The organism is Chryseobacterium gleum (assembly GCF_900636535.1).
GTDB lineage: Bacteria > Bacteroidota > Bacteroidia > Flavobacteriales > Weeksellaceae > Chryseobacterium > Chryseobacterium gleum.
Map to the genome: position 1 here is coordinate 891,072 of NZ_LR134289.1, position 19,881 is coordinate 910,952.

The window sequence follows — 19,881 nt, forward strand, 5'->3', positions numbered from 1 at the left end:
AAATTGATGTCAAATACTCTTAATAAAATGAACTCGGTAACTGAAAAGATTACAACTAATACGAGGGTTATTAAAAACTTATTAACAAAATATGGAGATACATTTAAAGCTTTTAAAGAATTGATAAATAATTCTATACAAGCTGGCTCAAAAAATATTTTTATCACCATAAATTACACAAACTCTTTAACTGTTAAATCAGGTATTGAGAAAATTGTTATTGAAGATGATGGCCACGGTGTTCCTTACTCAGAATTTAAAAAAAAAGTGCTCCAAATTGCAACTAATGTCAAAGAAAGAGGTCAGGGAATTGGACGTTTTAGTTCATTCCAAATTGGTGAGTTAATGAAAATTGAAACTGTTGCTTTTGATAGATTAAGCAAACAATATAGTAAAACTATTTTTGGAATTGATACTAGAGATTTAGAGGATATAGAACTTGAAAAAACTGATGTAAAGGTTGATTATCAATATTTCTCTGAAAAAAATCTTCCTACTTATTATAAAGTTGAAATTGAAAACTTACATCATAATAGTCCAACACGAGTTCCAAAAAAGAATTTAATAATAGAAGATTTTAAGCAAGAATATATTGCTCAAACTATTTTTGAAAATTACCCTTTTGAAATTTTTAATGACAGAGTTAATTTTTATATCAATGGGCAAAAATTGAATAAATCTTATTTTGTTATTGGAGAACCAATTTATAAAAAAGTTGACTATACAAATAAAAACGGAAAGATTTATGATCTAAACTTTTACTTCTATAATGTCAAAACATCACTAAATAAAGTTAAAGTATTTTTACAGGCCGAAAATGCTGGAATAAAATCTGTTGCCCATGAATTTACATATTCATCAGATTGGTACACTCATGATTTAGGAACTTGGTTTGTATATATTGATTCTGATTTATTTGATCAAGATTTATTTAGAAACATAGACATTGAATCTTTGGGTGAAGAAGAGACCAAAAATTTAAAAATTTGTATAAAAGATACAATAAATGATTTTTTCAAAACTAGAAATAAAAGGTTTGAAAAATTTGTAAAAACCTTGGAAAAAGATAAGTATTATCCATATAAAGATACAAAACCTGCTACAGATTCTCAAGAAATTGTTTTCAAAAAAATAGCATATTTAATTGAGGATAAGCATTATATTATTGAAAAAGATGATAAAATAAGAACTTTTCTTTTTCCTCTTTTAGATAAAGCTATTAGTGATGGTAATATTGAATATATATTTAATAAGGTGCTTAATTTATCTAACGAAAACATTGAAAAATTTCATAATCTTTTACAAAAAACTGATCTAGAAAATGTTGTTCATTTTGCAAGTCAGGTTGCTGATAAGACAGAATTTTTAAATTTTCTACATGAACTCATTTATGGTAAGATTTCAGCCCATTTAAAAGAACGTAGTCAGCTTCATAAAATTGTAGAAAATGAATTGTGGCTGTTTGGCGAGAATTATAATAATACACCTCATGTGTGGTCTGATAAAAAAATTGGTAATATTTTAGAAGAACTAACTATTAAACATTTACACTATGAGCCAACAGCGGAAGATAACAATATTATAGAAGATACCGAAGGCTTGGATAATATAACAGATTTATTTTTTCTTAATGAAAAAATAAATGACAATGAAGAACGAGAAATAATGGTAGTTGAACTAAAATCTCCTAAATGTGCTATAGGGAAAAAAGAACTTAATCAAATCGATACCTATGCATTTACAATAGAAGATTACCCTGTATTACCTGCTGAGAAAGTAAAGTATAAATTATATCTAGTATCTTCAAGATTAAATAGATATGCTAAGTCACAAGTGAAATCCAGAAGAGATAGTTATCCAAATCAACCTTTTCTATACGATAAGAAAAAAGACAAAAACATTGAGGTATATGTAATGGAATGGTCGGAAATAATAGAATTGAACAAGAGAAAGTTAAACTATTTATCTAACCAACTAAATATAAAAGATAAATCTGTTAAGGATAAATTTGAGAATGAATATTCTGCATTAATAGACGAGAAAATTAGTGCTCAATTACGACAAATAAAATAAATATTTCTATTTCCAAATATTATTATTAAAAAAATTTTATATCATCCATTAATTGGGTGATATTTTCTTTACAACCCTCCACTAAAAGATCAAAAAGATTCGTATTATAACATTCTAACTATTCAAACCATCAAATTATTTGTTTATATAATTACTATAGTTTCAATTAAAGCACAATTATATATGTTGAAAATTTTAGAAATGTTCATTTTTTACTACTTCTTCAGCTTACCTCATTTGCGTTCGGTTTCCGCCCACCCAATAGTGAAGGAAAGTAATCATAGATACTTTTAAAAACTGATTTATTAAAATCAAAATTTTTCAAAAAAAAACTTGCGTAGCTAAATAACTACACATATATTTGTAGCCAAATAACTACACAATGAATTTAAGAAGAGATGTATTTCAGGCAATAGCGGATCCTACGAGACGGTCTATATTGATGTTGGTGGCGGCACAGTCGATGACGGCGGGAGCCATTGCTTCCAATTTTGATACGGCAAGACCTACCGTTTCAAAGCATCTCCAGATCCTTACAGAATGCGAACTGCTGAGATCCGAACAAAACGGCAGAGAAATTATCTATCACCTTAATCCCAATAAAATGAAAGAAATAGCCGATTTTATAGAACCCTTCCGCAAAATGTGGGATGAGAAATTCAACAAGCTGGAAAGTGTGATGAAAGCGTACCAGAATGTGAATAATAAGACATAAAAGATGATAGACGGATAGATAATAGACAAGGGCATCAAAATTTAACTGGTGGATGTCAATAGTCAATTTTGCTTCGCAAGTGAAATCGTCAATTATCAGTGAATAGGATGACAACCTTGAACTTTAAACTTCAAACCTTAAACTCGAATGTCAATAGTCAATTTTGCTTCGCAAGTGGAATCGTCAATCACCAGTGAATAGGATGACAACCTTGAACTTTAAACTTCAAACCTTAAACTCGAATGTCAATAGTCAATTTTGCTTCGCAAGTGGAATCGTCAATCACCAGTGAATAGGATGACAACCTTGAACTTTAAACTTCAAACCTTAAACTCGAATGTCAATAGTCAATTTTGCTTCGCAAGTGAATCGTCAATCACCAGTAAAAGAATGACAACCTTGAACTTTAAATTTCAAACCTTAAACTCGAATGTCAATAGTCAATTTTGCTTCGCAAGTGAATCGTCAATCACCAGTAAAAGAATGACAACCTTGAACTTTAAATTTCAAACCTTAAACTCGAATGTCAATAGTCAATTTTGCTTCGCAAGTGAATCGTCAATCACCAGTGAATAGGATTACAACCTTGAACTTTAAACTTCAAACCTTGAACTCTTTCCTCTAATATTCTCCCACTCTAACACTCTCAAACCCTCAAACTCAACATATGGAACTTAAAACAAAAATTCACGCAGATGACGGCAAACAGGAAATCTTCATCATCAGAGAATTTGACCTTCCTGTAGAACTGCTTTTCAAAGCCTATACAGAAGCAGAACTTTTCGAGCAATGGATGGGAACGAAAGTAACCAAATTCGAAAACAACCCCCATGGAAGTTACCGTTTCGAAACCTTAAATCCTCAGGGCGATGTGGTTTTCAGTGCGAACGGAACCATTCATGATATTGTTCAGAATGAGAAAATTATAAGAACTTTTCAGATGGAGAACACTCCTTTTCCCGTTCAGATCGAGTTTTTAGAATTTGAAAAATTAACGGATGCCACCAGTAAAATAACCATTCAGACCATTTATAAATCTGTAGACTTCAGAGACCAGCACCTGAAAATGCCATTCGCCCAAGGTATTAATATGGCGCATAACCGTTTGCAGGAATTGTTTAGAGAGACAAAAAGATAATAGACGAAGAGATGATAGACAATGGACAACAAGGTTTAAATTGTGGGTATCAATGTTAATAGTGAATTTTGGTTCGCAAGTGAATCGTCAATCATTATTTGATAAACAACAGAACCTTGAACATTAAACTTTAAACCTTAAACCCTTATACTCTCCCACTCTCAAATCCTCTAACCCTCAAACCCTCAAACCCTCTAACCTAAACACCCCGAATCTCGCATCCCGAAACCCAAAACTCTCCCACTCTCAAACCCTCAAACATACCACACAATGAATCCAAAAGTGAATTTTTTCTTCGAAAAAGCCACACAGTGGAAAGAAGAATTTGAAAAGTTAAGAACAATCGCCTTAAGCACCGAATTGGTTGAAGATTTAAAATGGGGCTGTCCCTGTTATACTTATGAAGGGAAAAATATTTTCCTGATCCACGGTTTCAAGGAATATTGTGCGCTGCTCTTCTTTAAAGGGGCTTTGATGAAAGATCCGGACCATATCCTGATTCAGCAGACTGAAAATGTGCAGGCTGCAAGACAGATCCGTTTTACTGATGTGGAACAAATCAATGATCTGGAAGACATTCTCCGCCAATATATGTTTGAAGCTGTTGAAATAGAAGAATCAGGTGCTAAAGTGGAAATGAAGAAAACAAAAGAGTTTGAAATGGCTGAAGAATTTCAGGAAAAGCTGGATCAAAATCCTGCATTACAGGAAGCTTTTAAAGCATTAACACCAGGAAGACAAAGAGCCTACCTGCTTCACTTCTCCTCTGCCAAACAGTCCAAAACCCGTGAAGCCCGCATTGAAAAATGCATTCCACAAATTATGGACGGAATAGGACTAAACGACTAACTATAAAAAACAGATCATGAACACACCACACCCCTCACAAAAAAGAACAAAAATCATCTATTGGATATTCACCCTCTGGATGGCTCTGGGAATGGTTTCAACAGCCATTGTCCAGCTAATGAAAAACAAAGATGAACTGGCCAATTTTACCAATCTCGGCTACCCTTCTTACCTGATGACCATCATCGGAGTATGGAAAATTCTGGGCGTTATTGCGATTTTAATTCCTAAACGTTTGCTTTTAAAAGAATGGGCTTATGCAGGATTTTTCTTTGTAATGTCCGGAGCTGTCATTTCCCATCTTATCGTGGGTGACACAGCTGGCAGAACTTTCCCTGCAGTATTATTATTCGTATTGGTTATTATTTCCTGGTACTTCAGACCTGCAGAAAGGAAAATTACTATCATTGATTAATTATTTTGTTTAAACTTTTTTTTTGAAACATTAAGATTGTATTAAGCTATTTAGAATATTAAGATGAGCTTCGCTTTAAGTTTAAAGTCAGAATAATTCATCTTAATACTTTATCAATTAAATCCTTCCTAATGATTCAATATATACTGAACAATCTTTGATAGGTTAAACAGTTTTATTAAAATCATTTAAGATTAAAAAGAAAGAAATTTTATCGAAGATAAAATCTTTGCGCCTTAAACAATCCTTCATTAACAAAACTTGCGTCTTTGCGATTTCCAACAACACTACACTATAAAACAAAAATTTGACATGAAAAATAAACTAACCCCGGAACAAATCAACGAGCTTTTAAAAACACTAAAAACCCGTTTTGAAAAAAACATGAACCGTCATAAAGACCTGAAATGGGAAAGAATCCAGCAGAAACTGGAAGCCAGCCCAGAAAAGATACGGTCTTTATACGAAATGGAAGTTACTGAAGGTGAACCCGACGTTGTAGATTACAATAAAAAAACAGATGAATATTCTTTTGTAGACTGCTCCCCGGAAAGCCCGAAACGCCGAAGCCTGTGCTATGATTATCCTGCCTGGAATGCCAGAAAAGCCAATAAACCGGAAAGCAACGCCATCGACAAAGCTAAAGAAATGGGAATTGAACTTTTGACAGAGGAACAATACCGTCACCTTCAGGAATTAGGGAAATTTGATCAAAAGACTTCAAGCTGGATCAAAACACCTCCACAAATTCGTGAACTTGGAGGGGCTGTTTTCTGCGACAGACGATATAATACTGTATTTATGTATCACAATGGTGCAGATTCTTATTATGCTGCCAGAGGATTCAGAGGAATAGTAAAAGTCTAAGCAGAGAATTGTCCCAGCTTTTCATCAGAACAATCAGGAATCTCTCAACCAGGGAGATTCCACACTCCAGAAGATAATTTTTACGCCCAAAAAGTTTTCAGCGTATGCTGTAAATTCTTCTTTGGTAAAAGGTTTTTTAGTTTTCGGATTGGTATACGTTAACGTTGGCTCCTGAACCGCCATAGCTACCAAAGAAAGCTTTCCTTTGTATTGGTTGAAAAAAGGATAAGAATTTTTCATCTGTGCTTTTTTATCCGGAACAATATCAGGTCCGCCCAATCCTATATTATTTTTGTAGGCAAAATCGAACAGTCTGGACATATATTGATGGTCATTTTCCCATTCACAGGGAAAGAAATTAACATACTGCAAAACATAGGATTCACGGAATGCACTTCTCGCAAATTTCAGATTTTCCAGTTCAGCCTGAAAATAACGGTCACACCTGAAACCTGTTTTATCTTTTTTCATTTCAATATCAATGGAAGTTTCCGGAAGGTTAATTCCCTGGATCTTTCCGTCAAACTTCTTCGCCAGTTCTCCAATCAGTTTCTGAAACCGTTCCCGGACAGCTGGATTCCATTGCTGGGTTACCCAACCACTTCCTACAGGCTTATTCTCCCCGGGATTGTCATATTGAGGTACCAATCCCCCGTTATATTCTTTATCTTTCAATATATAATCAGGAACATATCTTGCCTGTGGTTCAAAAAAACGGTCCTGAAGCTGGATAAATAATTTTTTATTGAGGCCTGTCAGATAATTGAGATCTTTCTCAATAACAGAAAAATCATACCCATCTTTTGAAGTTTCCAGTGCTTTCCAGTTATAAACAATCTGGACTCCGCCAATATCTTTACGGGTGATCATCTTTTCAATTGCATGCAGATCTCCCGAAGAAGTGTAAATATAATTCTGAGGAGCCTGTGCAGTCACAAAATATAAGTTTAGAATAAACAGCCCCAAGCCCAATACTTTAGTCATCTTTTTCATTAAGTCAATTTAAAAAAGTAGATCATTTTCCGTGCCTAAAAATATTTATCATGTTTGAGAGCATTAAATTTTTTTTCTTAAAACTCTTTTCTGAAATATTAATTTTCATCATAAAATCATTATCTCTTCATATCCTATTTTTAATATACGAATACTATTGTTATTTTAGCAGAATAGAAATTTGATTTTAACATTTAAGGATATGAAAAAATTAATCTTATTGGGCGCTGTAGCAGCTTTTTTAATCAACTGTAATAAAAAAACTGAAGCACCGGCTCCCAAAGCAGTAGCAGATACGATTGCTGCAGAAGAGCCTGTAATAGATACGCTTGGTCCAAAATCATTCTGTTATATCGGAGTTACAGGAAAAGACAGTGTTTTTGCTTCTATTGATGATAATTTAGGAACGATCACCGGGAAATTATCTTATAAAAACAGTGAAAAAGACAGTTCAAAAGGAGATGTTACCGGTTTTAAATCAGGAGATACATTGAAGCTGACCTATGAATTTGATTCTGAAGGTAAGAAAAGCAAAAGAGATATTTACTTTATCCAGAAAGATAATACTTTAACAGAAGGTATTGGCGATCATAAAGAAGAAGATGGACAGACCAAATATGCTGACGAAAAGAAAATCAGCTATAAAGACGGACAGAAGCTGAACACTGCGGATTGTAAAGTAGTGAGCAAGGCTTTAAAATAAAAATTAATTATAAATAAAAAACAGCCTTATTCAAGGCTGTTTTTTTATGCTAATTCTGTTTCTAACATTTCAATAAACCGGTTCACAGCATCATCTCCTGTGCTCCATGAAGTAATAAGACGAACAGCAGAAAAATTTTCATCTATTTTTTTCCAGACATAGAACTCAAAATCCTTAGACAAAACCTCAATAAGGTTATGAGGTAAGATAGGAAAAATCTGATTGGTATAAGTATCTGCAAGAAAAGCAGTTCCTTTTTTCTGTAATGCTTTCTTAATTTTCATAGCCTGCTGATTGGCGTGCTGAGCCAGATCAAAGTACAGATTATCTTTCATCAGTTCCAGAAACTGGATTCCCAAAAGTCTTCCTTTTGCCAGTAATGCTCCTTTCTGTTTGATATTAAAAGCAAAATCTTCCTGAAGAACAGGATTATTAATAACAATCGCTTCGCCAATCAAAGCTCCGTTCTTAGTTCCTCCAAGATAGAAAACGTCAGTAAAGGCCGCCACTTTTTCCAGTGTAAGATCACTTATTTCAGAAGTCAGGCCGTGCCCCAATCTTGCTCCATCCATAAAGAGGAATAAATTATATTGTTTACAGAAAACAGAAAGTTCTTCCAGTTCTTTCGCAAGGTAAATTGTTCCCAACTCTGTGGAATTGGAAATATAAACCAGTTTAGGCATCACCTGATGCGGCACATTCTTATGATTTTCCAGCACAGGAATAATATCCGCCGGTCTCAGCTTGCCATCTGCAGTTTCAATGCTCAGCACTTTGTGCCCCGTAGCTTCAATAGCTCCGGTTTCATTGTTCAATATATGTCCGGAAGAAGCTGAAATCACACACTGATAAGGTTTTAAAATTGAAGAAATAACAATTAAGTTAGCCTGTGTACCTCCGGAAACAAAATAAATATCCGAATGCTGATTATTGATTTTCTCCTTAATTAAATCTTTGGCCTTTAAGGAATATTCATCTTCGCCATATCCGGCCTGCTGGTCAAGATTATGCTGTAAAAGAGCTTGTAAAATAGTGGGATGACATCCCTCAGAATAGTCGTTTTTGAATGAAAATTTCATAGAGTAAAATTAAAAAAAGTTAAAATAACAAGCGTAAACTTTTCATTTTATTTTGTTAGATTTGTAGTGAAAATCATCTAACATTTTGAGAACAACCCTAACAGAAGAGAATTACCTGAAAGCTTTGTTTCATTTAGTTGACAATGAAGGAAAGGTTACGATTAATGAGCTCAGTAAATTTTTAAATGTAAAAATGCCGAGTGTCAATAACATGATGAAGAAATTTGCCGAGAAAAAATGGGTGATTTATGAGACCTACAAACCCTTAATCGTTACAGAAAAAGGAAGACGGGAAGCTGCCCTTGTAGTCCGTAAGCACAGGCTTACTGAAATGTTCCTGGTAAAAAAAATGAATTTCGGCTGGGAAAATGTTCATGAGATTGCAGAACAGCTTGAGCATGTACATTCTCAAATCTTTTTTGATAAAATGGATGAAATTCTGGATCATCCTAAATTCGATCCCCACGGGGAACCTATACCAGATAAAGACGGAAATATTATTGCCCAGGATCTGCAGAAATTAAGCAGCTGTGAACCGGGAGAAAATGTAACTTTTGCATCTGTTACCCTTTCCGATGATGCTTTCCTGACCTACCTAAATGACAGAAAACTTCTCCTCAACAGTAAGGTAAAAATTATTAAAATTGAAAGTTTTGATTTATCGATGACGATAGAAATTGATGGTAAAACTGAAATTTTAAGCAAAAAAGCTACGGAGAAGATACTCGTTAAGAAATAAATCATTAAAACTGAAAAAAAACCTAACAGGTTTTTAAAACCTGTTAGGTTTACTATTTATACCAATCTACACTTACCTGGAAAAATACATTTATCCCTTAAACTGTTAAAAAACGGTTAAACTCAATCTCTTTAAAGTCGAAAGATTTATTTTTAATTAGGTTTGCAAAACAATCTGCAGACTTTGTCTTTTCTGACAAATACAAACATTAATTATTACTCAAAAAATTATGAAAAAAAGCATTCCGTTTTTTATTATTTCGATGTTGCTAAGCCCATTGGCAAACGCCCAGGATACACAGGTAAGAGATTTTGTAATTGAGCCTCAAATTCAACCCAACTTTTATATTTACAAAACATTCGGAGTATTCGGAGGGAAAGAATATTCTACCAATGCCGTGTATCTGGTAACTAAAAAAGGAGTTGTCCTGTTTGATGTTCCATGGCAGAAAACCCAATACCAAAGTCTGATGGATACAATTCAAAAACGTCATCACCTTCCGGTTATAGCTGTATTTGCTACCCATTCTCATGAAGACAGAGCGGGAGATTTAAGCTTTTATAATAAGAAAGGAATCAAAACCTACGCTACAGCAAAAACCAATGAAATTTTAAAGAAAGAAGGAAAAGCAACTTCTACAGAAATTATAAAAACCGGTAAACCTTACCGTATTGGTGGAGAAGAATTTGTAGTAGACTTTCTTGGTGAAGGTCATACGGCGGATAATGTAGTGGTTTGGTTTCCCAAATATAAGATACTGGACGGAGGCTGTCTTGTAAAAAGTAAAGCAGCAGCCGATCTTGGCTACACCGGCGAAGCCAACGTTGCACAATGGCCAAAAACAATGGAAAAGTTAAAATCCAAATACGCTCAGGCAACCCTGATTATTCCCGGACATGATGAATGGAAAGGCGGCGGCCATGTAGAGCACACACTTGATCTTTTAAATAAAAAATAAATATTTCGGGCCCCGGCGAATGCCGGGGCCCGAAATATTTAAACAGCATGTTAATGACTGATACTTTTTAAAAGCTCTGATATTCTTTCAATTTCTTCCATTGTATTAAAATAATGAGGAGACAAACGGATTGAATGTTCCACATTCTTAGAAGTAAAATCAATTAATGCATCCCCTCTCCGGTTTTCCTTAAAAAACACATTGTTATCACTCAGTATTTTGTGAATTTTTTCAACCTTTCCGTCCGGCTGGCAGAAGGCAATAATACTGCTTAATCTGTTCCCTTTATCCAGAACGGTGAAACCACTATTCTGAAGATGAGCTCTTAAAGTCTCTGACAACGTACGATTGTAACTTTCAATCTTATCCATACCAATCGTATTCGCATAATGCAAAGCTTCTGCAAATCCCAGCAACGCTGAATATGGTCTTTCAAAAAGTTCAAATTTTCTGGCGGTATCATTAAGCTGAAAATCATCAAAGGAAGACCATCTGGCTCCGATACTATCTAAAAATAAAGGATACATATTTCTATCCAAAGCTTTATCCGAAACATATAAAAAACCTGTTCCTCTTGGTCCACGCATAAATTTCCTTCCGGTGGCCGTCAGAAAATCACAATGGATTTTTTCAACATCTACCACGAGCTGTCCTACCGACTGACAGGCATCTACAAGATAAAGAATATCATATTGCTTACATAACTTACCCACTCCTTCTATATTCTGAATCAATCCGGAATTGGTAGGAATATGAGTGACTGCGATTAATTTAGGATGATGCTTTCTGATTAAGTTTTCAAAATCCTCCAGATCAAGCTCATGGTCAGAAAGATTGGTAGCTCTTACGATTTCAATATGATATCTTTTCTGCAGAGAAATAAAAGCAATCTGATTGGATATGTAATCATCATTGGTCGTAATGATACAATCTCCTTCTTTAAAATCAATACTGGACAAAGCTTTAGCATAGCCATCGGTAGAACTGCTTACAAATGCAATATTGGAAGGTTTTGTATTGATAAGCTTTGCAGCCTCTTCATAAAACCTGCCGATCTTATCTGTGTTCCGAGTGACAGCAGCGTAACCTCCAAACTCCTGCTCTTCGTATAAGAACTTAACAGTAGCATCTGTAACGGTCTTAGGCATTAATGATGCCCCTGCGCTGTTTAAAAATATTTTATCCGAACATCCGGGCGTCTCCTGTCTGATAATCTCTAAATTCATTTCTATCAATCCTTACAACAAATTTACTTTTAATTTTTTCTATCTGGGACATAAAAAATCCCGGATTTTCACCCGGGACTCTATTTTTAATAAATGATTTAATCTAAAACACTCCAACCTCTCTTAGGATTGGTATTGGTAGAAACTTCCTGTTCATTAACAATGATATTTTCTTTTCTCTGACCGATGTAATCAAGCTCGCTCAGCTTAGAGAAAATGGTTTCAAGGCTTCTCAGCATCTGTTGAATGTAAAGTAATGGTTCTCCACAATTGTGGTGATCGTAATTGGTTTCTGCAACAATAGAAAGCTGATTCAGTAAAGTATGAGGGGCAATTTCGCTCCACTCTAAACTGTAGTTCAGCATTTCTTCCAGTTCTGCAGGAACAAGAAGCTGGGTTGAGTTGTATAAATGAAGCGCCAGTCTTGCAAAAGACTCAATTAAAAATACAGGCGGCTGCCACGGCGTAATATTTCTGAACTGGAAATACATATCACCAAAAGTATTGATCATTGTTGTACACAGAAACTTGACGTTTTGTGCCAAAGCGGTATTCTGATTCTTATGGGACGCTTTCTGAATGATTTTAAAGGCATACTGCTGAAGATTTCCGATAGACTTTGCATAACTGCTGTAATAGTCAACCAAAGCCGGATGACTCTGTACAGAAGTACATGGAGGAATAAAGTTGGAATCTACCTGGGCAATATTTCCTTTGAGATCCACCTTTCCGATGATAAGGTAATTTCCTCCTGAATAACTGCTGTTCAAAGAGGTTACAGGAAGTAGCTCAATATGATGATTAGGCTGTGCACTTGGATGACGTGGCGGAATTTCTTCAGGATCAATATCTCCGAAAGGTACTTTATCAAAAGGATTTACAGAGATCAGAATATAATATTCTCCATCTGCCTGCTCTTCATTCATTGATTTTGCCAAAGACTTCACACTGATTCTTCTGTCTGTAAGCTCAATGCGGTACCCTGCCATTGTCACAGCGCTGCAACGTTTGATTACAAGCTGTACATCATTGGTCGCCGTGTTGTGAACATCAAAAATGGTACGGTCTGTAAATTCATTGGAAATAGGCAGAAGTCCGTAATTATATGTAGTAATTCCAAGGGAATTGGAATCTCTGATGGTATCAATTAAGAAATTATCCTGATCATTAAGGTGTCTCTGGGAAACTTTCATCCCGTCCACCCAATTGATCGCAAAATGTTTAATAGGCTGTATCATGTTTAATACTTTTTAATTTTTTGTGTTTATGATTTTCTTGCAATTCCTTCCTCTTCATGCTGAATAACCCGCTTACAAATCACCACTTCATTTTCAGAAATGTTGTTTGTTGTAATATCGTGGTCGAAATCGATGTACTTTCTAAAGCTGAAAAACGATTTTTTGGTGTAAAAGATCCAGTAATACGGCTCATTTCCTTCGTCTGAAAGATGTATGATTGAACCCGGATTTTTATGATTGTAATCATCTACCACCCTGTAGAACCAGTCTCCGAAAGTCACTCCTGTCGGAAGTGTTTTGGCTTTAATTCTGAAACGGTTGGTATCTTCTAATTTTTTGCTCAGTTCAACATTCAATACCATTAACCTGTCAAAATCTGCTCCTTCAAAATCAGGCAGTTTCTGCTCCGGAGAATATCTCCATGTTTTATAAATATCAAAAGGAATGCTGATAAACTGGATATAACAGTAGTAAAATACCATAGGAACCACAAAAATCAGCATACTAGTTGCTGCCATTACCCCATTTCCCAATCCGCTACTCATCCACTTAAAGAGCAGGGTAAAAAGGTATCCCCCCAAAGCAATACATGTCAGAGACAGTATGGATTCAAACAGAATGCTCATCGCAAGGGAATCAATATGTTTTTTGAAATACTTATGTAAAAGGTTCACGTGAATAATCCCTAAAATAAGGTAGATCACCTGTGCAATAAGATACCAGTACGGATTAAAAAGATTTCCGGCAAATCCGAAAAAACCAGGAACAGCCAGACATAAGCTGCACAGCAATACGTATACAATAATTACTTTAATTTTTATCGCAGGTTTATTTCTCCTGATTACACCGAGTATAACCATCATAATAATTGCGATTAAAGGCATTAAGATATACCTTAAAAAAATACCTTTTACTGAAGAAATTTCCATTTGTTTCTTTTCGAATTTATACTTTGTTGGTAGTTGTAAATATAGTAAAATAATTTAGAGGAATGTAGAGTATCCAAGGCGGCTGGCATTTCTTTCATCGTCTTCAAGACTGAAGGAATATTCTTCCTTTTCTGTGACAAAATTCTCTTCCACATCTACAGTTACCGGAAGAAAATAATCATAAAGAGCCTGAAGTACATTTCTGAAAGGACTTCCCGGGATATACCTCTTCATATCTCTGTAAGGAATAGGACCAATGTTCACTACCCAGTTCCGCTGTCCGTCCATATGCGGCCCGCTGGGAATATAGGTAACTCCCAATCGTGAATTTCCTAAAAGCATGGAATCGTCATTCTTCTCTATTTCATCAATAATATTGGGAGAAAAAGTTACTTTTACCGGTACCTGCAGAAAAGCAGTCATACATCTTTCGAACCATCTTTTGTCCCCTCTGATCTGATGGAAGAAAGGTAAAATATGCATAAAAATATAGGCACTCTGCTTATCCAGCATCTTTATCAGAGGCCAAAGTTCACTTATTGTATCTAATAAAGAATCTGTATTGCTTGTAATATCAAACTCAGATTCTTTTAGCAGAGCACTGATCTCCGTAAAGAAAACCTCCAGTTCAAAAGGACGGAAAAATTTGCGCGCATCATCTTCCACTCTTTTTTGTCTGCGGATTTCCCTTACCACAGAATCTACATTTTTTCTGGAAGCACCCAGAGACGGCGGATGGAACAACCCTTCCGGAAGATAGTCATAAATACCCTCCCTGTAAGTCTCTATGGTAAATACTTCTTCATCAAATCCTAAATAACTGCTTGAAATACTTTTGATATCCTTTAGGTAAGCACGGTCGTTTACGCCGACACGCTCTATGAATATATTGCTTACCGCACGATGGTATTTCAAAAGATTAACCGCCACAGCTTCAGCCTTAAAGTCTGTCTGCAGCTTATTGTAATGCATATCTACAATATTATTCTCATACATAGTGTTTCCTCTGATTATGACTTGTAAAGATAATATATCTCTTAAGTTTGAAAAAATATTTTGACAATAATTTTATTTTAAAAATACTAATTTATTGACATTAAAAGGAATAATTTCCGTTAAATTCCGTAAAAATACGGGAATTAAAGGGTTTATTTGTTTTTCTGAATTTAAAATTATTCTTTCATTATCAGATGCTTAACGTTTATTATCTACATTTTAAAGTTAGAATGAATTATTCTCAATCTCTAAATAACTTTATCACATACTATCTACCCCCATCCTGTTATTCTATATTCTTTCTGGGTTTTAAGCTTTCAAACCTACCATAATTGCGACTTTTATTTACATTAAATTTTATTAACATCATCTTTATGGAATTAATTCAGGATAATGCATGCTCATTCCGAAAGCGGGCCGTATCTTTGCAGACTGAAAATTGTTATTTAAAATGAAAAGTATTTATTCTAAAATTCTGATTTTAGCATTCATGGCCTCTTCACTTTACTCTTATGCGTGGGGATTAACGGGACACAGAGTGATTGCAGACATTGCACAAAACCACCTTTCCCGTAAAGCAAGAAGGGAGATTAAAAAGATTATGGGGAAAGAACGTCTGGCTTACTGGGCGAACTGGCCGGATTTTATCAAATCTGATACGACAGGTGCGTGGAAACAGGCTTCATCATGGCATTATGTAAATATTGATCCGATGACTGATTTTAAGGCTTTTGAACAAAACTTAAAAGCACAGGCAGGACCAAGCCTTTATACTCAGGTAAACACGTTATCAAGCCAGATCAAAGATAAAAATACCTCTGAAAAAGACAGAAAAATTGCTTTGATCTTCCTTATTCACATTATGGGAGATCTTGCACAGCCGCTACATGTGGGAAGAGCTGAAGATTTAGGAGGAAACAAAATCAATGTTACCTATTTCGGGGAAAAAACGAATTTACACTCTGTCTGGGATGGAAAACTTGTAGATTCTCAAAAATACAGCTACACTGAATATTCTAAGCTTTTAGATATTAAATCCAAGGAAGAAGTAGCACAGATTCAGGCCGGAACTCTGGAAGACTGGTTGTACGATTCTCACAAAATCGCCAATAAGATCTATGCACAGACTCCAAACGATTCTAAATTATCTTACGACTACCAGTACAAGTTTAATGAAACAATGGAAAGACAACTATTGTACGGTGGATTGAGATTGGCAAAAGTGCTGAACGAGCTTTTCTAATTGCAGATTACGAGTTGCTAGTTTTGGGTTTGCGGGTAACTTAATATAACCTGAAATAGTACTTTTAGATATAAAACGGGACTTCGGTTTCGTTTTTTTTGTTTAAAGTTTAGGGTTTAGGGTTTAGGGTTTAGGGTTTAGGGTTTAGGGTTTAGGGTTTAGGGTTTAGGGAAATTATAAAGTTTATATTTTTTAAAATCAAAAATAAAAAAATATAACATATTAATTATCAATCATTTAAACTGTTACTAAAAATCATTAGTACTTTTTACATTGTACATTGTACAAAAAAACTGAATCCTGTGTAACCTTTTTACCTTTTCATACGTATATATTATAGTAACTCTTTTTTGAGGAAAAAATAAATGAGACAATTAAAAATCACTAAGCAGGTTACCAACAGGGAAACTGCTTCATTAGACAAGTATTTGCAGGAAATTGGTAAAGTGGAACTGATTACTGCGGACGAGGAAGTAGAATTGGCACAAAGAATACGTGCCGGCGACAGAGCCGCACTTGAGAAATTAATCAAAGCCAACCTTCGTTTCGTAGTATCTGTATCTAAGCAATACCAAAACCAGGGTCTTTCTTTACCCGATTTGATCAATGAAGGTAACTTAGGATTAATGAAAGCGGCAAAAAGGTACGATGAAACTAGAGGTTTCAAATTTATCTCTTATGCAGTATGGTGGATCCGTCAATCAATTTTACAGGCATTGGCTGAGCAGTCAAGAATTGTAAGATTGCCATTGAACAAGATTGGATCTATCAACAAAATCAATAAAGCATACGCTCACCTTGAACAGGAAAATGAAAGACCACCTTCTCCGGAAGAATTGGCTGAAGTTCTTGATATGAGCGAGGAAGATATCAAAGAATCTATGAAAAACTCCGGAAGACACCTGTCTATGGATGCGCCTTTAGTAGAAGGTGAAGATTCTAATCTTTATGATGTATTACGTTCAGGAGAATCTCCAAGTCCTGATAAAGATCTGATGCTTGAATCTCTGCAAATCGAGATTGAAAGAGCATTGAATACTTTGACGCCAAGAGAGGCTGATTTAGTAAGATTGTATTTCGGACTGAACGGAAAACACCCAATGACTTTAGAAGAAATTGGTGAGACTTTCGATCTTACAAGAGAGAGAGTTCGTCAGATCAAAGAAAAAGCAATTAAGAGACTAAAACACAATACCAGAAGCAAGATCCTTAAATCTTACCTGGGTAAATAATTTTAGCGTAAAAATTTTATAGGCGGAGTCTGTTTTCAGGCTCCGTTTTTTTTGGATGTAACATTTGTCAAAGCTTGTTCAACTAATTAAATTCATATCCTTTAATCACTGATGATAAAATCTAAATGATTAATTTTAGAAGGGATATAATGTTGATTATGCACCTATAAAAACAAACTATGAAAAAAATATTTTTCGTTTCTGCTCTGATACTTTCGTTATTTTCCTGTACAGAAAACAAACAGCAAGCACCTATCGTAGACAATGCAGTTGATAATGCTGAATCTTCAGTGTCAAGTTCTATTAAGAAAAATACATATTCGCGCGAAGGAAATCTTGTTCATGAAATCTATCAGGAGCTTATAAAAAATGATAAAGCTTTACAGGATCTTGACAAAAGAATAGCTGTTATTAGTAAGGAAACCGAGGATGCAATTACCGAATATGATGATGTTATTCAAAAATCAGAAACATACTATAATGATGCAATGGCACTATCAAATTCAGTAACCGACTCTGTTACAAAGAAACAAATTGAAAAAGAGATAAAAGCCAGCTCTGAGAAATATGATATAAAAACACAAACTATCCGGGACCTCATCACAAAAATAAAAACAAACAGAACAACAGTTCATGATCAATATCTTATATTCAAGATCAGGAAAACGCTTCCCGAAATTGAAAAATACCAAAATGCTCATCCTTTAAAAACAGACAGTCTCAATCAATTTATCAACAAGCAAAATAAACTGCTGGAAGAATTGAAAAAATTAAAATAAATACACTGCACCTCATGAAATATACTACCCAATGGCTTACCGATAAAAGCCGCGTGAAAGAACTCGTCGACTTTTTTATTACCCATAAAACAGATGCATATATTTCTCATGGCGAAATGATGTCCGGCAGAGCGATAGATTCACACCATTGGAATCCTGATCTTGAACTGATTCTGACAGAACAGCTGATCACCGATTTTAATTCCGATGGCAATTCCAAACTGAATATTCTGATTGCAGAAAATGAAAACGGGGAAATTGTCGGCATGATGGTTTTTAACGTCATCAACAGTCCTTTTAAAAAATATGCCATTCTGGAAGATATGCTCCTGGATCAGTCTGTGAGAGGACAATCCCTTGGGAGCAAGCTGCTTGAGAAAGCCATTCATGAATCTAAAAGCTGGAACATCAGTTTTATCTTATTAGAAAGTGGAGTCAACAATCATCGCGCTCACAACTTTTTTAGTAAATATGGTTTCAAAAAGGTGTCGGAGAGTTATATTCTATCATTTTAAATTAAACCTAGCTTCAACCTTAAATTTCTATCTCTATAAACAAAGCTACCCTGTAAACGGATGGCTTTTTATTTTTTAATTCTTATTTGCTTTATTATTTTCAGTCTGCACCAACTCTATCCACCGAACTATTTCTTTTATCTGATCTTCAGAAAGGGCAACTTCCGGATGAAGATAAGTATAAGAGGTAAGCGGCATTTTTTTCTGCTGTACCTGATTCGCAACAGATTCTAATTTATGAGTCTGTTTACGACGGCTGTAACTACTCCATTCATTAAAATTCAATTCTTCTTTTCCCTTTTGTATATGCTTTTCAATATAATATCCTAAAGGTTGTATGTAGGAATAGAAGGGATAATGAGTAGAATTACTGTGACAGTCATAACAGGAATTCCTCAAAACAGACTGTACATTCTCAGGAACTTTATAAACTTTTGAAATATCTGTTGAAGGTACCTGCCCATAATGAGTATTACGGACAGGCTGAATGAATTGAATAAGCAAAAAAATGAGAACAAACCCTAAAAATATATTTTTGATGTTCCGGTTCATCTCTTTGTATGTTTTAAAATACTTTTTTTACAGAGCCACAGTTAATCATTTTCTGGCCTTCATATGGATTGATAATCTCTTCCGATTCACTGATCCAGGTGCCTCCGTTTCCGTTATTATACATAGGACAGAAATCCTGATATAATTTCAGACCGCCTGTTCCCTGTTCTTTTATTAAATCGGTGATATCATTGCTCAGGGAAAGCAGATGCTCTCTCTGATGTGCTATATCATCAGATTTTTCAATGATATGCTCTGCATTTTCTGCAGCACTTTCTAAAATATCACGCAACTCAGAATTGCTTTTAGCATCGGTTTTACTGATATCTATTTTCTTTAATACAGAAAACAGTCTTTTAGCCGCATCGGAAGCTTTTTTAGAATCATCCTGAGCCAGGGCATTTTTTAGAGGAAGGTAGCCTTTGATAATTTGCTGGATCGGAAAAGCTGAAAGCTGGCCTGTTTCTTTTTTACTTTCTTCCGGACTTTCCTGTACTTCCTGATCTGAGATTTCAGCAGGTTCAGTTTTGCCAGTCGTTTTAATTTCCGGTTCTGTTTTCTTTTCAGATATTGTAGTATCGGATTTATTACAAGAGTATAATGTAGCTCCCACAAACAGTATGGTTATTATATTTTTCATTG

Annotated in this window: 21 protein-coding genes; 13 read left to right on the plus strand and 8 right to left on the minus strand. The window is 34.9% G+C overall.

All coding sequences use genetic code 11. The features are described from left to right. Positions 1–6 precede the first annotated feature (6 nt). From EL165_RS04090 to EL165_RS04115, 6 genes are all read left to right on the plus strand, one after another. Positions 7–2,073: an ATP-binding protein gene (locus EL165_RS04090; protein WP_002979292.1), complete on the plus strand. Its 2,067-nt coding sequence runs from the start codon at positions 7–9 to the stop codon at positions 2,071–2,073. A gap of 382 nt (positions 2,074–2,455) precedes the next feature. Continuing rightward, entirely contained in the window at positions 2,456–2,788 is a 333-nt protein-coding gene (locus tag EL165_RS04095; protein WP_002979291.1) for an ArsR/SmtB family transcription factor, read from the plus strand. A 667-nt stretch (positions 2,789–3,455) separates the two neighbouring features. Next, entirely contained in the window at positions 3,456–3,926 is a 471-nt protein-coding gene (locus tag EL165_RS04100) for an SRPBCC domain-containing protein (protein ID WP_002979290.1), read from the plus strand. A gap of 270 nt (positions 3,927–4,196) precedes the next feature. Beyond that, complete coding sequence (locus tag EL165_RS04105; RefSeq protein ID WP_002979289.1) at positions 4,197–4,775, plus strand: YdeI/OmpD-associated family protein; 579 nt, start codon at positions 4,197–4,199, stop codon at positions 4,773–4,775. Between the two features lie 16 nt (positions 4,776–4,791). After that, entirely contained in the window at positions 4,792–5,190 is a 399-nt protein-coding gene (locus tag EL165_RS04110; RefSeq protein WP_002979288.1) for a DoxX family protein, read from the plus strand. A gap of 312 nt (positions 5,191–5,502) precedes the next feature. Further along, on the plus strand, positions 5,503–6,057 hold the full coding sequence (locus EL165_RS04115; protein ID WP_002979287.1) for a DUF4256 domain-containing protein: 555 nt from the start codon (positions 5,503–5,505) through the stop codon (positions 6,055–6,057). A 33-nt stretch (positions 6,058–6,090) separates the two neighbouring features. On the opposite strand, the gene EL165_RS04120 is transcribed toward EL165_RS04115, so the two are convergent. After that, complete coding sequence (locus EL165_RS04120; protein ID WP_002979286.1) at positions 6,091–7,050, minus strand: hypothetical protein; 960 nt, start codon at positions 7,048–7,050, stop codon at positions 6,091–6,093. Positions 7,051–7,252: 202 nt separating this feature from the next. On the opposite strand from EL165_RS04120, the gene EL165_RS04125 reads away from it, so the two are divergent. After that, complete coding sequence (locus EL165_RS04125; RefSeq protein WP_002979285.1) at positions 7,253–7,753, plus strand: hypothetical protein; 501 nt, start codon at positions 7,253–7,255, stop codon at positions 7,751–7,753. 44 nt (positions 7,754–7,797) lie between these two features. Here the strand turns inward: EL165_RS04125 and EL165_RS04130 are convergent, their stop codons facing one another. Then, entirely contained in the window at positions 7,798–8,832 is a 1,035-nt protein-coding gene (locus EL165_RS04130) for a threonine aldolase family protein (protein ID WP_002979284.1), read from the minus strand. A gap of 85 nt (positions 8,833–8,917) precedes the next feature. Between EL165_RS04130 and EL165_RS04135 the strand changes: the two genes are divergently transcribed. Further along, complete coding sequence (locus EL165_RS04135) at positions 8,918–9,571, plus strand: metal-dependent transcriptional regulator (RefSeq protein WP_002979283.1); 654 nt, start codon at positions 8,918–8,920, stop codon at positions 9,569–9,571. Between the two features lie 229 nt (positions 9,572–9,800). Beyond that, positions 9,801–10,529, plus strand: a complete 729-nt coding sequence (locus tag EL165_RS04140) for an IND family subclass B1 metallo-beta-lactamase CGB-1 (protein ID WP_002979282.1) — start codon at positions 9,801–9,803, stop codon at positions 10,527–10,529. Positions 10,530–10,579: 50 nt separating this feature from the next. Here EL165_RS04140 and EL165_RS04145 read toward each other — a convergent pair whose 3' ends face one another. The 4 genes from EL165_RS04145 to EL165_RS04160 form a co-directional block, all read right to left on the minus strand. Beyond that, positions 10,580–11,755 carry an aminotransferase class V-fold PLP-dependent enzyme gene (locus EL165_RS04145; RefSeq protein ID WP_041461478.1) on the minus strand — a complete coding sequence of 392 codons (1,176 nt, stop codon included), beginning with the start codon at positions 11,753–11,755 and terminating at the stop codon, positions 10,580–10,582. A 98-nt stretch (positions 11,756–11,853) separates the two neighbouring features. Further along, entirely contained in the window at positions 11,854–12,993 is a 1,140-nt protein-coding gene (locus EL165_RS04150) for a hypothetical protein (protein WP_002979280.1), read from the minus strand. 26 nt (positions 12,994–13,019) lie between these two features. Then, positions 13,020–13,856, minus strand: coding sequence for a TssN family type VI secretion system protein (locus EL165_RS04155; RefSeq protein WP_232529165.1), 837 nt, complete (start codon positions 13,854–13,856; stop codon positions 13,020–13,022). Positions 13,857–13,976: 120 nt separating this feature from the next. After that, on the minus strand, positions 13,977–14,918 hold the full coding sequence (locus EL165_RS04160) for a type VI secretion system baseplate subunit TssG (protein ID WP_002979278.1): 942 nt from the start codon (positions 14,916–14,918) through the stop codon (positions 13,977–13,979). A gap of 451 nt (positions 14,919–15,369) precedes the next feature. Between EL165_RS04160 and EL165_RS04165 the strand changes: the two genes are divergently transcribed. From EL165_RS04165 to EL165_RS04180, 4 genes are all read left to right on the plus strand, one after another. After that, the gene (locus EL165_RS04165; protein ID WP_002979277.1) at positions 15,370–16,161 is read left to right on the plus strand and encodes a S1/P1 nuclease; all 792 of its coding nucleotides are present in this window, start codon (positions 15,370–15,372) and stop codon (positions 16,159–16,161) included. A 365-nt stretch (positions 16,162–16,526) separates the two neighbouring features. Further along, positions 16,527–17,393: a sigma-70 family RNA polymerase sigma factor gene (locus EL165_RS04170; protein WP_002979276.1), complete on the plus strand. Its 867-nt coding sequence runs from the start codon at positions 16,527–16,529 to the stop codon at positions 17,391–17,393. 179 nt (positions 17,394–17,572) lie between these two features. Then, complete coding sequence (locus tag EL165_RS04175; RefSeq protein ID WP_002979275.1) at positions 17,573–18,172, plus strand: hypothetical protein; 600 nt, start codon at positions 17,573–17,575, stop codon at positions 18,170–18,172. Between the two features lie 14 nt (positions 18,173–18,186). After that, complete coding sequence (locus EL165_RS04180) at positions 18,187–18,687, plus strand: GNAT family N-acetyltransferase (RefSeq protein WP_002979274.1); 501 nt, start codon at positions 18,187–18,189, stop codon at positions 18,685–18,687. A gap of 75 nt (positions 18,688–18,762) precedes the next feature. Here the strand turns inward: EL165_RS04180 and EL165_RS04185 are convergent, their stop codons facing one another. Continuing rightward, positions 18,763–19,239, minus strand: coding sequence for a heme-binding domain-containing protein (locus tag EL165_RS04185; RefSeq protein WP_002979273.1), 477 nt, complete (start codon positions 19,237–19,239; stop codon positions 18,763–18,765). Between the two features lie 13 nt (positions 19,240–19,252). Beyond that, positions 19,253–19,879 (minus strand): DUF3347 domain-containing protein, encoded by a 627-nt coding sequence (locus EL165_RS04190; RefSeq protein ID WP_002979272.1) that lies wholly within the window; start codon positions 19,877–19,879, stop codon positions 19,253–19,255. Positions 19,880–19,881: the final 2 nt, after the last annotated feature.